The sequence below is a fragment of the Okeania sp. SIO3B5 genome (assembly GCF_010692555.1).
In the GTDB taxonomy this organism is placed as follows: Bacteria; Cyanobacteriota; Cyanobacteriia; order Cyanobacteriales; family Microcoleaceae; genus Okeania.
Genome location: NZ_JAAHHG010000078.1, coordinates 15,394 through 29,697, shown reverse-complemented (window position 1 = coordinate 29,697; position 14,304 = coordinate 15,394). Strand labels below are relative to the sequence as shown.

The 14,304-nt window shown below is 33.7% G+C and carries 13 protein-coding genes and 1 pseudogene; 7 read left to right on the top strand and 7 right to left on the bottom strand.

Features of this window, described 5'->3' with window-relative positions:
- Positions 1 to 291 precede the first annotated feature (291 nt).
- A complete protein-coding gene (locus F6K54_RS13410) occupies positions 292 to 1,578 on the bottom strand; it encodes a Glu/Leu/Phe/Val dehydrogenase (RefSeq protein WP_293078247.1) in 1,287 nt (428 codons plus the stop codon).
- A gap of 751 nt (positions 1,579 to 2,329) precedes the next feature.
- On the opposite strand from F6K54_RS13410, the gene F6K54_RS13405 reads away from it, so the two are divergent.
- The gene (locus F6K54_RS13405; RefSeq protein WP_293078246.1) at positions 2,330 to 2,872 is read left to right on the top strand and encodes a DUF4126 domain-containing protein; all 543 of its coding nucleotides are present in this window, start codon (positions 2,330 to 2,332) and stop codon (positions 2,870 to 2,872) included.
- Between the two features lie 677 nt (positions 2,873 to 3,549).
- Here the strand turns inward: F6K54_RS13405 and F6K54_RS43775 are convergent.
- Positions 3,550 to 3,868: pseudogene (locus F6K54_RS43775) on the bottom strand (zinc ribbon domain-containing protein); the annotation flags it as partial.
- A complete protein-coding gene (hemH, locus tag F6K54_RS13395) occupies positions 3,869 to 5,032 on the bottom strand; it encodes a ferrochelatase (protein WP_293078243.1) in 1,164 nt (387 codons plus the stop codon). It lies immediately after the preceding pseudogene.
- Between the two features lie 436 nt (positions 5,033 to 5,468).
- Here hemH and F6K54_RS13390 point away from each other — a divergent pair, with 436 nt between their 5' ends.
- Positions 5,469 to 6,107, top strand: a complete 639-nt coding sequence (locus tag F6K54_RS13390) for a class I SAM-dependent methyltransferase (protein ID WP_293078241.1) — start codon at positions 5,469 to 5,471, stop codon at positions 6,105 to 6,107.
- A gap of 238 nt (positions 6,108 to 6,345) precedes the next feature.
- On the opposite strand, the gene F6K54_RS13385 is transcribed toward F6K54_RS13390, so the two are convergent.
- A complete protein-coding gene (locus F6K54_RS13385) occupies positions 6,346 to 7,197 on the bottom strand; it encodes a transposase (RefSeq protein WP_293078239.1) in 852 nt (283 codons plus the stop codon).
- Positions 7,198 to 7,774: 577 nt separating this feature from the next.
- Here F6K54_RS13385 and F6K54_RS13380 point away from each other — a divergent pair.
- The 4 genes from F6K54_RS13380 (at position 7,775) to F6K54_RS13365 (ending at position 11,337) form a co-directional block, all read left to right on the top strand.
- Entirely contained in the window at positions 7,775 to 8,911 is a 1,137-nt protein-coding gene (locus tag F6K54_RS13380; protein ID WP_293078237.1) for a saccharopine dehydrogenase family protein, read from the top strand.
- A 279-nt stretch (positions 8,912 to 9,190) separates the two neighbouring features.
- Positions 9,191 to 9,892: an ADP-ribosylation factor-like protein gene (locus F6K54_RS13375; protein ID WP_293078235.1), complete on the top strand. Its 702-nt coding sequence runs from the start codon at positions 9,191 to 9,193 to the stop codon at positions 9,890 to 9,892.
- The gene (locus F6K54_RS13370) at positions 9,889 to 10,479 is read left to right on the top strand and encodes a hypothetical protein (protein ID WP_293078233.1); all 591 of its coding nucleotides are present in this window, start codon (positions 9,889 to 9,891) and stop codon (positions 10,477 to 10,479) included. The genes F6K54_RS13375 and F6K54_RS13370 overlap by 4 nt, the downstream gene beginning before the upstream one ends.
- Before the next feature lie 9 nt (positions 10,480 to 10,488).
- Positions 10,489 to 11,337, top strand: a complete 849-nt coding sequence (locus F6K54_RS13365) for a hypothetical protein (protein ID WP_293078231.1) — start codon at positions 10,489 to 10,491, stop codon at positions 11,335 to 11,337.
- 46 nt (positions 11,338 to 11,383) lie between these two features.
- Here F6K54_RS13365 and F6K54_RS13360 read toward each other — a convergent pair whose 3' ends face one another.
- The 3 genes from F6K54_RS13360 to F6K54_RS13350 all read right to left on the bottom strand — a co-directional run bounded on the left by F6K54_RS13360 (position 11,384) and on the right by F6K54_RS13350 (position 13,049).
- On the bottom strand, positions 11,384 to 11,602 hold the full coding sequence (locus F6K54_RS13360) for a hypothetical protein (protein ID WP_293078229.1): 219 nt from the start codon (positions 11,600 to 11,602) through the stop codon (positions 11,384 to 11,386).
- Between the two features lie 116 nt (positions 11,603 to 11,718).
- A complete protein-coding gene (locus tag F6K54_RS13355; protein ID WP_293078228.1) occupies positions 11,719 to 11,937 on the bottom strand; it encodes a DUF433 domain-containing protein in 219 nt (72 codons plus the stop codon).
- Positions 11,938 to 12,890: 953 nt separating this feature from the next.
- Positions 12,891 to 13,049, bottom strand: a complete 159-nt coding sequence (locus tag F6K54_RS13350; protein WP_293078226.1) for a hypothetical protein — start codon at positions 13,047 to 13,049, stop codon at positions 12,891 to 12,893.
- Positions 13,050 to 13,122: 73 nt separating this feature from the next.
- On the opposite strand from F6K54_RS13350, the gene F6K54_RS13345 reads away from it, so the two are divergent.
- A complete protein-coding gene (locus F6K54_RS13345; protein WP_293078224.1) occupies positions 13,123 to 13,791 on the top strand; it encodes a TetR/AcrR family transcriptional regulator in 669 nt (222 codons plus the stop codon).
- Positions 13,792 to 14,304: the final 513 nt, after the last annotated feature.

Below are 14,304 nucleotides of genomic sequence, written 5' to 3'. Positions count from 1 at the left end.
GATCCCCCGCGCATCCCCCTTAAAAAGGGGGACTTCCAGTTCCCCCCTTTTCAAGGGGGGTTAGGGGGGATCTCCTGACTCCTCTGTTGTTATTTATAACTATTCAACCGGACATCATATTACACACGCATACGAAATCATACACCATTTGTAGGGAGTTAACAGCCGTTAACCCCCTACTATATGTGGTAGTCCTGCATGGTAATGGTGAGAATATATATTTTTTAATTTCTCCCACACCCCCCATCTCCCCAGCTACCCCACACATGATCTAAAACTCTCGGTATAAGATTAATCCTTCATATAATACGATCTAGTTCCTTTAGCATTTATTGCCTCTCCCAATCTATTTAACCCATGCACATAAGCAGCAGTTCGCATCGAAATAGAAAACTGTTGAGATATTTGCCAAATTTGCTCTGTTTCTGCCAACATTTTTTCTTTCAAGCGTTGATTAATCTCATCCAAAGTCCAATACAAACCACTCCGATTTTGTACCCACTCAAAATAACTTACAGTCACACCACCAGCATTAACCAAAATATCAGGAAATACATAAATTCCACGGTCTTCTAAAATTATATCTGCAGCAGAAGTAGTCGGACCATTTGCAGCTTCAAAGATAAATTTTGCTTTAATATCTTTGACACTTTCCTCATTAATTTGATTCTCCAAAGCAGCAGGAATTAATATATCAACATCTAAAGCTAAAAGTTCTTTATTAGTCAAAACTTGATGCTCAACAATATTACAAACACTACCTTGACAATAAACAGCTTGAATACCTTTATTAGACTCCTTATATTGGCGAATACTAGGAATATCTAAACCCTGTGGAGAATAAATACCACCCTGAGAATCACTAACAGCAACTACCTTATAACCAGCTTGACAAAGTAACTCTGCCAAAAATGCTCCTACATTACCAAAACCTTGTACTGCAACTGTAGTTTTTTCCGGAATATAGCCAAATTTGGGCATGATAGTTTCAATAGTAAAAAAAGCACCCATTGATGTTGCTGTATTTCTGCCCAAACTACCACCGATAGTAACAGGTTTACCTGTAATAACTGCCGGAATTAATTGTCTACGAATAATACTATATTCATCCATCATCCAACCCATAATCATCGGGTTAGTGTACATATCAGGTGCGGGAATATCCACATCAGGACCGATAAAATCAGCGATCGCATCAATATATCCACGACTCAAACGTTCTAATTCCATCCGAGATAATTCTTTCGGGTTAACAGTAATTCCACCCTTCGCCCCACCAAAAGGTAAATTCACAACTGCACATTTAAAAGTCATCCAAAATGCTAAAGATTTTACCTCATCAATAGAGACATTTGGATGATAACGAATACCACCTTTTGTCGGTCCTCTAGTATCATCATAACGAACTCGATAACCTTGAAAAACTCGTAACGAACCATCATCCATTCGGACAGGAATTGATACTATTAAACTAGCTTTTGGATGTTTGAGACGCTCTTTTGTATCTTCAGAAAGAGAGACATATTTTAATGCTTTTTCTAACCTACGACTAGCATCAGCAAATAAAGAATCTGACATAAATACCTATTTTAATCGATAAAATTGTATTGGTATTTAGATGATAAATCTCTTGATTCACTGTAATGATTAAGAAAATTGAAGGAGGTGCTAGGTTGTAGGTTTGAGGTGGTAGATTTTGGGTATTATATCAAGGGCGATAAAAGAATCTTACCTTCTTTGCAAGCAAAAAAATATATCAAGTAGACATTATACCAAATTGATAAGAAGTTGCATAGAAGAATATCTAGATCGGGATTGAGTGTAGATCGAGATAGACAAGTTAATAAATTTCATAATTCTGTGCAACCTCACATAAAATTGGTATAATACCTAACACCTATCATCTACCGATTATCGCCTAACACTTAGGAACTAACACCTACATCCTGTGCCACTTCACATAAAATTGGTATAATACCTAACACCTACAACCTACGACCTACGACCTAACACCTAATTAGGGTTTGCTGAAAAAGTCTTTTTGCTCTTTGTAGGAGACAGGAGACAGGAGACAGGAGACAGGAGACAGGAGACAGGAGGAACGGGGAATTATAGAGGAGGTAGGAGTAAGAATTTTCCCAAGATTATTCTGCCATAGTCAGCCGAAAATACTAGCTTTTTGAGGGTTTTCAACTGAAACAGGCGTACTTTTTTAGACCCTAAAAAGGATCAAACCTTTATATATCAATACTTTTATAATTAATCAGCAAGCCCTAATTATGTGCAGCCTCACATAAAATTGGTATAAATAACACTTTCCATTTTGATTATGGTAGAAGTCCTAGCAGCTTTGTCTGCATCAGCAGCAGCAGGTATCAGAATAGCCTTACCATTACTGTTAATCGGTTTATGGAAAAATGACTTATGGTCGAAAGTACCTCTGCTGTCCAATATTTCCCCACAAATAGTAGTGGGAGTTTTAGTTAGTTGGTCTTTATTTGAAATATTTGCCTCAAAAAAGCTTTTAGGCCAACGTATTCTAAATTTAATTCAACTTCTATTCAGTCCAATAGTAGGAGCAATTATGAGCATGGCGATCGCTAAAGCTACTCATTTAGAAGACTGGATAACGATCGTGATGGGAGTAGTTGGTGGTTTACTTGCTTTAGTGCTGCAACTTGTTCAGGTAGGATGGTTTTATCGATGGCGTGGTTTGCCAGTCTGGATGCTGTTAGTCCAAGATATTCTGTGTATTTGCCTGGTAATTTTTGCCTTTGACGCACCACAACAAGGAGGATTAATTGCCTTACTATTATTGTGGCTAGCAATTCGTAGCTATCAAGATTGGTATCGCTGGTATAAAGGACATTAGAACCTACATTCCGCACGACAAAACGTAGCATAAAGATACAAGTCAAAAGTCAAAAGTCAAAAGTCAAAAGTCAGAATTCATTAATTGATAATTACCTCTGGTTAAAACCGCTCTTGATTGAATATAAGGAGATATTATTTCTTTTTTTTCCCCTTAAAAGGGGAGGCTTTAAACCCAAATTATTTAATTATTAATAATTAATAATTAATAATTCGGTAAGAAGAAAATTATATTGGTCAATAGGAGTCAACGATTCAGTAAGTATTTATGCTTAAAATTTAACTGAGAATTTGACTCCCAATCAAGGTAAATGAAGATAATTTATATAGTATAAATACCTAAGCAAGCTACGGATTTTATACTGATTTTCATGTTACAAATTGAAGTGCGGAATGTGGGTTAGAAACAAAGAAATGGTGTTCTTCTGCAAAGATATTTAAAGATATAGCACTACACATTAAGATTAGGACAACTAAGAAACTTCAAAACTTTTCACTGTAATGTTTTGACTCTAGCTGATAGCTGAATGCTGATAGCTGAACGCTATATAAGAGTAATCCCGATCGATTAATTTTAGAAAGGGCGTCCCTAGATGCCAAATGTCCCTATTGTGACATACTCCCACACTAAGCTGGCGCTATAGTGTGGGCTTCTTGTTTCCCTGCCCTGCCATTGCATCAGGCTCCACGAGCTTTAAGAACGGAATGCCCTGCCGCCCTATTTTTTATATTTATCGCTGCATTTCCTAGGTCATGCTTCCCTATGGGATGCTACGCAAACGCAAACAAGTCGCGGTCAATCACAACACCGCAATGTAGGCAAGAATGGGTTCGTATGTTTAATTCTTTCTTGACTTTTTCACCACAATTTGAGCAATCTTGGCTGGTATTGGGGTTTACTGCTATGGTTTTCACCTCCAGCATTTGCCTCCTGCGGAGGAGCTGCGCTAACAGCTTTGACAGTTAAAATAGACAGGAATTGTCCCCATCCAGCATCCTAAAGTAGGCCAGCCAAGTGTAAGGGGCCTTGACCAGTGATTAATTCCAACAACAAAGCCATAAACCCAAGCATTGCTAACCGTCCATTCCATACTTCTGCGGTGGTAGTCAAACCCCACTGCCATTTTTCTTGGGGATACATTTTGATAATTTTTTTCATTTGGATGGCATCAGAAAAAAGACGAGTAGGAGCATCCAGGGCTTCAACAACCAAATCTGCTAAATCATTAATAAATACTGGGTGGGTATTTAGAGCAGGCACTCGGTAAAAATTACTAATTCCAGCTTCTTCTGCCACCTCACGATATTCCATATCAATTTCTTGCAGAGTCTCAATATGTTCGGAAACAAAGCTAATGGGAACTACTAATAAATCTTTAACCCCACCATTCGCCAATTCTTGAATAGCCTCTTCAGTGTAAGGTTTCAACCATTCCACTGGGCCTACTCGACTCTGATAAGCTAAGGTATGAGGGTTAGAACGATTCAAAGCTTTCATAATCTTATCTACACAGTCTTCAATTTCTGCCTGATAAGGGTCTCCTGCTTCTTCAACGTAGCTAACTGGTACACCATGGGCACTGAAAAAGATATGTACTTGTTCTGAGTTTGGACAGTTATCTAATTCTTGAGTAATTAATTCTGCCATGGCCTGAATATATCCTGGTCGTTGATACCAAGAGGCAATAACGGTATATTCAGTGTTCTGTAATTCTGGGTCTTTTTGCCAGAGTTGATCGAGTAGCCGAAAACTAGAGCCGCTAGTGCTGATAGAATATTGAGGATAAAGTGGCAGAATTACTAACTTTTCTATTTGGTCGCGCTTAATTCTAGCCAGAGCTTCTTCTGTGAAAGGATGCCAGTAACGCATTCCTATATAAGTTTGAGCTGTTAATCCTTTTTCTTCTAACTGTTTTTCGATCGCCAAACCTTGCTGTTCGGTAATGGATCTTAATGGAGAACCACCGCCAATTTCTTTATAATTTTCCTGGGACTTTTGAAAGCGTAGGGTGGATATTAGCCATGCTAAAGGCTTTTGCAACCAAGGAAAGGGCAGGCGAATAATTTCTGGGTCAGAAAATAAATTAAAGAGAAAGGGACGGACGTCTTCTAGTTGTTCTGGCCCACCTAAATTAAGTAATAAAACTCCAACACGACTCATAGTATTAATCAGGCTCCAATTTTAATATTTGTTACTAAATTTAACATATTAATATTTTCTTAAGTATATTTTCCAAGGAGTTAAGAGTCAACTACTGCGGAAGTCAAAAGTCAAAAGTCAAAAGTCAAAAGTATTGATTGGTAAGGCTTTTAGGATTTTGTAACTGGTTAGTTATTTTTGCCATCCTGCACTAGCTCAAAATTAACGAAGTCATAAGTCATAAGTCAGAAGTTAACCCACCCCTGCCCCTCCCCAATCCACCCCCGCCCCTCCCAGGAGGGGAGCCAGGAGGGGAAGTAGGGGATTTGAGCAAGGAAGCAAAAATATTTCGCCTTAATAAGGCGGGGTTGCGCGACCCAATTATTTTGATAAAATTTATACACTTTTGACTTTTGATTTTTGACTTTTGACTTTTAACTTTTGACTTATTAATATCATGGCAACAATTTTAAGAGAGTGGAGCTACAAATATCAATGGTTGTATGACGGTATTTCCCGTTTAGCAGCTCTTAGTGTTGGTGGAGAAACTAAGTTTCGTCAACTAGCTTTACAAGGTTTAACCATTGATCAAAATACTCAAATACTTGATCTTTGTTGTGGTAGTGGTCAAGCAACTAATTTTCTGGTTAAATATTCTCAAAATGTTACAGGATTAGATGCTTCTCCACTATCAATAAATAGAGCGAAAAAAAATGTACCGTCGGCTAAATATGTAGAGGCATTTGCTGAGGATATGCCATTCTCAAATAATCAATTTGATTTAGTACATACCAGTGCTGCTCTACATGAGATGAATTATGAACAATTAAAGCAAATTATTCAAGAAGTTTACCGTATTCTTAAACCAGGAGGTATTTTTACTTTTGTTGATTTTCATCGTCCGGTCAATATTCTTTTTTGGCCTGGTTTTGCCATATTTTTATGGTTATTTGAAACAGAAACTTCTTGGAATTTTATTAATACAAATATATGGAATTTATTACAAGAAATAGGGTTTAATTTAGTTGAGACTGACTCACCTAAACCTGTTTTATATGCTGGTGGTAGTCTTCAGGTAATTCAGGTAAAAAAATGAATTGAGAAAATTTGAATAGCAACTCTAGATTATCCAAAAAATTCTAATTTTTACTAGATTAAACTTTTTCAGTATTCAATATACATTGGTAGCCAAAAATGCTAGTAATTTTTCTAATTTTGAGAATTGTTAATCGTACCTTTGTCCAACAGTTTCCTTTTCCCCACTACCTTTAAGAAAGGTAAGAAAAGGAAGTAGGGAGGGAAACAAAACTCACACTTTTTTCAGAATATATTTTTTAAGAATCTGACTGATAAATTTGCCGTAATTGTTCGATGGTTTCCACAGTTTTGAGAGAGGTCAGAATTGTTTCTAACACCTGAGTATCTTCAATAGAATTAATCTCTGAAAATATCTCTTTTCCCGATTCGCCAAATTTCAATTCTAATCCTATTTCTATTCCAGAAATTATTCCTCGTTGTTCACCAATTTCAATTCCTCTTTGTTCACCTCTTTGTTCACCTCGTTGTTCACCTCGTTGTTCACCAATTGCTACTCCCTCTTGTAAGATTTGTTGATACCAAGGAGATTCTTGTAAAACTGCCATATCCCACCTCATTATTTGTTGTACTATTTCCGTATTCAATACAAATGTAGCAAAAAATGCTAGTAAATTTTCTAACTCTAAAAGTTGTTCATCTTCCCGCAAAAGTTGTAATGCTTGTCTGACAGTTGCTTCTTCTCCTCCACTTTTAAGAATAGGAATAAAAGGAAGTAGGGAAGGGAGAGGTTGTTGAAAAACTTCTTGTGCTTCTATTTCCCGCAGATTAATAACTCGATAGTCTTGATGTGCTCTCAAATTGAGAAATTCTGATTCATAACAATTGACTATTTCTGTGGGTATTCTTGGTTGGAGGATATTTATTAATACAGGATAAACGGGTTTTTTGTATTGTTCTTCTGCTAATGCGGCATAAGCACGCATCCGACGTGGCATTTCTGTGTTGTACCTTAATTGCATTTCATTGAGAACCAGAAATTCTCCATGTTCAGTGCTTGAAACACTGAGCAAAACATCTCCTTCTCGACTTACCCACTGGAAGTCTGAAGAAATAATTTCTTCGACAGTAATATTAGTAATTTCTGTCACCCATTCTACCCAACGACTGGGGGCAATTCCAATTAGACGTTTACTGCTAATATCGACTTTTTTTGCTTTTTTTGTCCTTCGATGAAATCTAGTTTATTCTGTCTGCTAAAATTTATCATAATATTGTAGTTTGTAGTAAATTTATGCACTTAAAATGTTGAAATAATAGGGGCGATTTCTGGTTAAATTAATGATTTTAAAGATTAATCATATCAACCCACTACTGATGATATAATGCCGGAAATTAGCTGTATTAGTTTCTGATAGAGGAAACAAAATTAATACTTTTTAATTTACGTCTTGATGTTTCCTATAATTTCATATTAATTATGACTAAAAAATAAGGCTGCATACCAAGTATGATTTAGAAAAACTGATTTCTGGCTTTAGCTAGAGGTACTATTAACTAATACCATTTTCAAAAAATATTGCTACATTGGCTATTCAAGGTATTAGGTTTTAGGTGGTAGGTGGTAGGTATAAGAAATAAACAGTGAATATTTTTCAATTCCGTTAAGCATCTATAATTTTACTGTAACAATCTTTCTTGAATTTGGTATAATAACTGATAACTGAAATGACTAACCAAGTTTTAATCATCGGTGGATACGGCAGAATTGGCAGTAGTGTTGCTAGAGATTTAGCTACTTATACAAACTCAGAAATTACTATTACCGGACGTAAATCAGAAGTAAATATCAAAGAAATTCCTATTCCTGGAGTTAAATATTTAGCTTTAGATTTAGCAGACAAAGAAAGAGTAAAAAATATTATTCATTCTTATAGTAAATCTGCTGGTAATTTAGTTATTCATTGTGCAGGTCCCTTTCATTATCGCGATACTAATGTCCTGAAAAATTGCATCGAAGCTGGTGTTAATTATGTTGATGTTAGTGACTCTAGAGGGTTTACTCGTAAAGCTTTAGAATATTCTGAAGCTGCCAAGCAAGCTGGAGTTACTGCAATTATTAATACAGGGATTTTCCCAGGAATTTCTAATAGTTTAGCTCGTCAATCTGTAGAACAATTTGATGAACCAGAGGAAATACATTTAAGTTATGTAGTAGGTGGTTCGGGTGGAGCGGGAGTAACAGTTATGCGGACTACTTTTTTAGGTTTACAAAATCATTTTGATGCCTGGATAAATGGTAAATGGCAATCTGTTAAACCTTATAGCGATCGCCAAGTTATTAAATTTCCATCTCCCTACGGAAAAATAGGTGTTTACTGGTTCGATATGCCAGAATCTTTGACTTTAGCTACTTCTTTTCCTGTGAAAACTGTAACTACAAAGTTTGGTTCATTTCCCGATTTTTATAATTATCTGACTTGGATGACTGCTCATTTATTTCCTGTTAGTTGGTTAAAGAATTCAGGGGTAATAGAATTTCTGTCTCAAGTCAGTTATAAAATGACTCAATTTACAGATAAATATAGTGGTACTGGTGTCGCAATTCAAGCAAAAGTCATGGGTAAAAAGTCAGGGAAAAAAGCTGATTTTTGCTCGTCAATTATACATAAAGATACTGCAAATGTTACAGGTATTGGTGCTGGTGGTATTGCTGAATTAATTTTGTCTGGAAAATTGAATAAACCAGGTGTTTGGTCTGTGGAAAATAGTTTGTCTACCGAATTATTTGAACGGGTGATGCAGAGTCGAGGTTTTGTGAAAAATTATGGTGATAAGTCTATGGTTTATCAATCTTTGAACTGAATTTTTGCTTCTACTTGCAAGTTGCCTGTAAATCCGATAAATTTTTGATTTCTATAAATTATTATCAATAATAATATCTAAATTGCAACATAATTAAACAATGGTTTACAGGGTGTCTGTAGACAGTTTCTAAATAACTAGGTTATGATGATAATAAATATCTCCTATATTCTATTTGTTTGAGAAATTATTTTTGCTAACTATTCGGTTAAAAAGCTAAATATAGTGTAGATAAATTTCATAACTTCCTTGCTTACTATCTCAAAATAGTGAATATATATGGAATGGCATACAAGTTTAAAAAATGACAATTCATTTTTAGACAAAATAGATATTGATTTATTTGGCATTAATCTGGGAATTTTAGGGGTTGATAATTGCGGAAAATCAGTGTTGTATAAGTTTATCCTTACCCATAAATTAGTCCATGGTATTGATAGTACAAGCACGCGTCAAAAACAAGAAAAAATCAAAATCGAATTTCACGGTTCAAAAGAAATTATAAGAATAAGAAATTTTTTTGATGTAGGTGGTCAACGAGAGCTCTATCAATTCAAAAAGAAGACTTTTAATCAGAGTTATTGTATTATTTATGTTGTTAGAAGTGATTTAATACTTGATATTGGTGGTACTCAAGACAATGATGTAATAAGAAAATATAGAGCTGCTCTTGAACTAGATTTTGCTAATATTAGCCAATGGCAAAGAGACTTGAATCTCTGGCAAAGAAATTCATTCTCAAAGTTAATTATAGTTGGTAATTATTTTGGTGAAATTGATAATGAAGAAACTGTATCTCATTATTTAAGTAATCAAAAAAATTATCACAGATATTTTAGGGATCGTTTTACAGATATTACTGGTGGTCTATATTTTCCAAAAACAGAAATCAAATGGGTCACTGGAACTCTCGTTTCTCAAAAATTTGCCACTGAATTAGTTCACGGAATACTTAAATCCTTAATCTCACAAGAAACATGACTACTGATTTGTATTTTTATATTGTAAATTACAATAAAAATATTCCTATTTATATTGTCAAAAATACCAGAAAAGTTGACTCGGATAGTATAGAAGGTCAAGAAGTAATTAAAAGTATTGATAAATTAAATGTTGCTGGAATTGCGGAAGTTACAGAAAATCAAATAAATATTTTGTCTAGTAATTTAGACTTTTATATTGAAGCTATGACTAATAAGTTAGATGCAACTAAACGTCCGGCAAAAATAGGCATTAAAGGGAAATTACCTGCATCATCTTTAAATTACTACTTTGAAGACTGGATTTTTGAAATCCGGAACAAAATTCAAGACTTTGCTGAAAAAATTGAACAGCCAATTCAAGAAAATCAGTTAGAAACCATAGAGTTGAATTTGCGTAATATTTATTATAAAAATCAAGACAAAAGAAAATTTTTACGCATAGGTAAACTATTAATAAAAATTTTTACTCCTGTAATACTAGCTTTAATAATCATCAAATACTTTTTTAGTGAAATTGAGTTAATTTTAGTAGGATTTTTGATTGCTATAAATAACATTATTATGTGGCTAATAAGAGATAAATAAAGGAGATATATGACAAGAGAACATTCTTTTCCTTATGGATATGAAGCAAATATTCCAGTTGATAATCCTGGTAAACGTCAAGTTATTTTAGTTTTACCTACAGGTATGCCTGAGAGAATTAAGTATGATTCAGCTTATAGAAAATTAAGAGATTCAATTTTAATTAAAAATACTAATAAAACCAAAAATGGGTTGTGTATCGTAGAAGAATCTATTGATTTATACGATGAAAGTAGTCAAAGTTTTTTACAATCCTTACAGCAAAAAGGTTTGATTGAGCCGGGGAATATTCTTATTCAAAACGCCTATAATCCTAACGATTATTTGAAATTTGATGCAGAAAAAATTAAGACTGAAGTTATTTTCACAAAATGGCAACACTATACAATAGTTGCTGGTTACTTAGGTGCGAAAAAAGTTGAATTGATTAATCAAAAAGATCGAGAGTTTGATTCTCAGAAAGATTTCAATTTGAAATCGAGTTTTAGTATTTTTGACTTGTTCAATATAGGTGGAGAATCTTTTACTAAAAGTGTAGAAAAAGAACTCTACAAAATATCAGCAGAATTTAAAGGATCTCTACCAGACATAGAATCAGCTAAACAATACATTTCTGAAAACTTTTTGTCTCAAGACAATGATATTAATTTTCTAGTTAAAAATCGTGAAAAGAATAACCTAATGTTAAGGTTTGAACAAAATTTAAACTTATTTTCACAAATTGAGAACGGTTTTAGTTTAGCAATGAATATAAAAGTACCCGAATATTTAGTAGATGGAAAAGGGGAGTATAAACAAACTAACAAAAAAATTGAAAAATTTATTACAAAAGTTATTTTAACTTTTTCTGAATCCTAAAAGGTAAATATGAAAATAACTAAAATTTTTTCTTAAAATTCTACTTCTATAAACTAATAACTCTAGCTTCTCCTTTAGATACTGTAGCTAGAACATCTATAACTTTTGGCATTAAAACTTTCAAATCTACTAAACGATTTGAAGGTGCTTGTAAAACAATTACTGCAATATTGAACTGTGGTAAATTCAACTGAAATGATAAGTTACGGTCAACTGTAATAAACACATCAAATTGTGTTTCTGCAAGAGCAAGAAGGAGAAACAAGAAAATATTTTCCTTTTATTCAATCCTCTTCGTTTTAGGGAGAGGTAATTATCAATTATCCATTATCAATTATCAATTATTGAAGATCTATACATTCATCCAAAAGAATTTTCATTCTATGCCACTATACGAATAATTTGTTTTCCTATTTCTTCTAATAATTCAATCACTTGTTCTTGAGTAACGCTAGGAAAACCATCAAGAAAATCATCAATAGACTCTCCTGCTTTTAAATAGTCAAAAAGTGTTTCTACTGGCACTCTCGTACCAGCAAAAACTGGGGTACCTCCCATAATTTCAGGAGACTTACTAATTATTGAAGAGTTTTCAAGCATAATTTTTCCATCTTGACAGTGTATGTCTATATTTTACCAAAAAACTGATAACTGAAATGACCTCTAGAAAACTCTTTGGGAAGTTTCTCCAATAAAAATACTAATGGCTAATATTAAACAATTAATAATTAATAATTAATAATTAATAATTAATAATTACCTCTTCTTTTCAAGGAGAGGTAATTCTAAATTCTAAATTCTAAATTCTAAATTCTTGAAGGCTAATTTATCTTCCTTTACTAATATTAGCCATTAGTAGTGAAAATTTTGATACTTAAATACTACTAATGCAGGATGGCAGAAATAACTAACCAGTTACAAAATCCTAAAAGCTTTACCAATCAATACTTTTAAATTTTGACTTTTGAATTTTGAATTTTGACTTCCGCGTAGCGGCATTAGCCATTAGTAGTGAAAATTTTGATACTTAGGGTTTGCGCTCAAAAGTATGAGTGGTAGGGGTAGGAGACAGGAGACAGGAGACAGGAGAAATGGGAGTTACAGGGGATGTAGTTGGAAGAATTGTCCCTGAATTTTTCTGCCCAACTCTTGCACAAAATGCGCTCCTTTTTGAGCTATCTTGACCGAAAAGCGGGCACTTTTTTCAACCTAATCATGCTGAAACCTTTATATGTCAATGGTTTGAGATTTAATCAGCAAACCCTACTTAAATACTACTAATGCAGGATGGCAGAAATAACTAACCAGTTACAAAATCCTAAAAGCTTTACCAATCAATACTTTTAAATTTTGACTTTTGAATTTTGAATTTTGACTTCCGCCTAGCGGCATTAGCCATTAGTAGTGAAAATTTTGATACTTAAATACTACTAATGCAGGATGGCAGAAATAACTAACCAGTTACAAAATCCTAAAAGCTTTACCAATCAATACTTTTAAATTTTGACTTTTGAATTTTGACTTTTGACTTCCGCGTAGCGGCACTAGCAACATTATTCTGACATTTCAGAAATATTGCCTTCTGTGTGGGAGCGATCGCTCACTTTTTCTATCCAGTTAAACAACCGCTTTGAGACTTGTAGTTTACCGTTAATAATTGTGTCAGATAAGACGATTGTGCCTGCCAATATGGAGATACAAATTATACTCATATTACTAACTCCTATACTTAGACTAGACCGTATAGTTTGATTATATTTATAATATATAACTACTTGTTTGATAATGTCAACTCAGAAAGAAAAAAAATCTCAAGGAAAAAAGTTAATGACCAAAATCAAGAGGCTGAAAAAACAAGGCCAGGATGCTGTGGGCAAAGCAGAACAAATATTAAGAGGAGCAATACCAGAATTTCTGAAGAATGGTTATGCTTGTACCAGTATGGATAAAGTAGCCAAAGCATCAGGAGTATCGAAACAGACACTATATAGTCATTTCACAGATAAAGAAGGATTATTCAAAGCCTTAGTCAAGCGAGTAGCTACCAAAAAATTTAATTTTGTTTGGTCACAACCACTTGAAGGAGAACCGGAACAAGTATTGCGCAATTTAGCTGATAGATTACTCACAGAAAACATCAACGATACTGAATATTTAGAATTTGTCAGATTAATTATTGCTGAGTCAGGAAAATATCCAGATTTATCCAAATTATTTTTAACTCAAATAGCAAAACCAGCAGTAGAAATTCTGACAAAATATTTGCAAGAACATCAAGAATTAAACCTTGACGATCCAGAAGCAACTGCTATAGTTTTTGTTGGTTCTTTAGTATACTTTATTCTTAATCAAAAAGTACTCCATGGTATGGAAGTAATGCCAATGGAAGCTAGCCCTTATATTGATAATTTAGTAGCTTTAATTTCTAGTAAAACCAAAAACAAAATGCTTTAAAGAAGGCTTTAGTTGTTAGGTTTTAGGTAGTAGGTGATTCAACAATTAATAATGAATAATGAATAATTAACAATTACCTATCTTTGAAAACTTGAAAAAAAGAAGAGGGTTGACTCAAAGGAAAAATTTTACTTGGTTTTCCTTTACTTGGTTTTCATTTAAAGGAGAGGCTTTAAACCTTAATTATTCGGTAACTAAAAATCCAAAATTTGGGAAGTGTAGTTGATGATACAGAATAAGGTGTGAGGTTTTAGGAAAAGTAACTTAAATCAAATTCAATCAAAATCAGAGCAATAATGATTAACTAGATTGAGAGATATCTAAACACTATTGAACATCAACATAATATGATTAGCGATTAAAAAATTCGGGGTAAAATTTATTAAAAAAAGTTTAAATTACAGGGCAATAGGAAATAACTTGTAATTAGTAAAATAGGTATAATTTGCCAATTTACGCTACCCTATATAATCAAAAGTCTACTTATTGACATACTCTCCGGCCTAAAGGCAC

Excerpts from the sequence above, each read along its gene's own strand:
- F6K54_RS13410 (WP_293078247.1), bottom strand. The coding sequence starts at position 1,578 with ATGTCAGATTCTTTATTTGCTGATGCTAGTCGTAGGTTAGAAAAAGCA.
- F6K54_RS13405 (WP_293078246.1), top strand. The coding sequence starts at position 2,330 with ATGGTAGAAGTCCTAGCAGCTTTGTCTGCATCAGCAGCAGCAGGTATC.
- hemH (WP_293078243.1), bottom strand. The coding sequence starts at position 5,032 with ATGAGTCGTGTTGGAGTTTTATTACTTAATTTAGGTGGGCCAGAACAA.
- F6K54_RS13390 (WP_293078241.1), top strand. The coding sequence starts at position 5,469 with ATGGCAACAATTTTAAGAGAGTGGAGCTACAAATATCAATGGTTGTAT.
- F6K54_RS13380 (WP_293078237.1), top strand. The coding sequence starts at position 7,775 with ATGACTAACCAAGTTTTAATCATCGGTGGATACGGCAGAATTGGCAGT.
- F6K54_RS13375 (WP_293078235.1), top strand. The coding sequence starts at position 9,191 with ATGGAATGGCATACAAGTTTAAAAAATGACAATTCATTTTTAGACAAA.
- F6K54_RS13370 (WP_293078233.1), top strand. The coding sequence starts at position 9,889 with ATGACTACTGATTTGTATTTTTATATTGTAAATTACAATAAAAATATT.
- F6K54_RS13365 (WP_293078231.1), top strand. The coding sequence starts at position 10,489 with ATGACAAGAGAACATTCTTTTCCTTATGGATATGAAGCAAATATTCCA.
- F6K54_RS13355 (WP_293078228.1), bottom strand. The coding sequence starts at position 11,937 with ATGCTTGAAAACTCTTCAATAATTAGTAAGTCTCCTGAAATTATGGGA.
- F6K54_RS13350 (WP_293078226.1), bottom strand. The coding sequence starts at position 13,049 with ATGAGTATAATTTGTATCTCCATATTGGCAGGCACAATCGTCTTATCT.
- F6K54_RS13345 (WP_293078224.1), top strand. The coding sequence starts at position 13,123 with ATGTCAACTCAGAAAGAAAAAAAATCTCAAGGAAAAAAGTTAATGACC.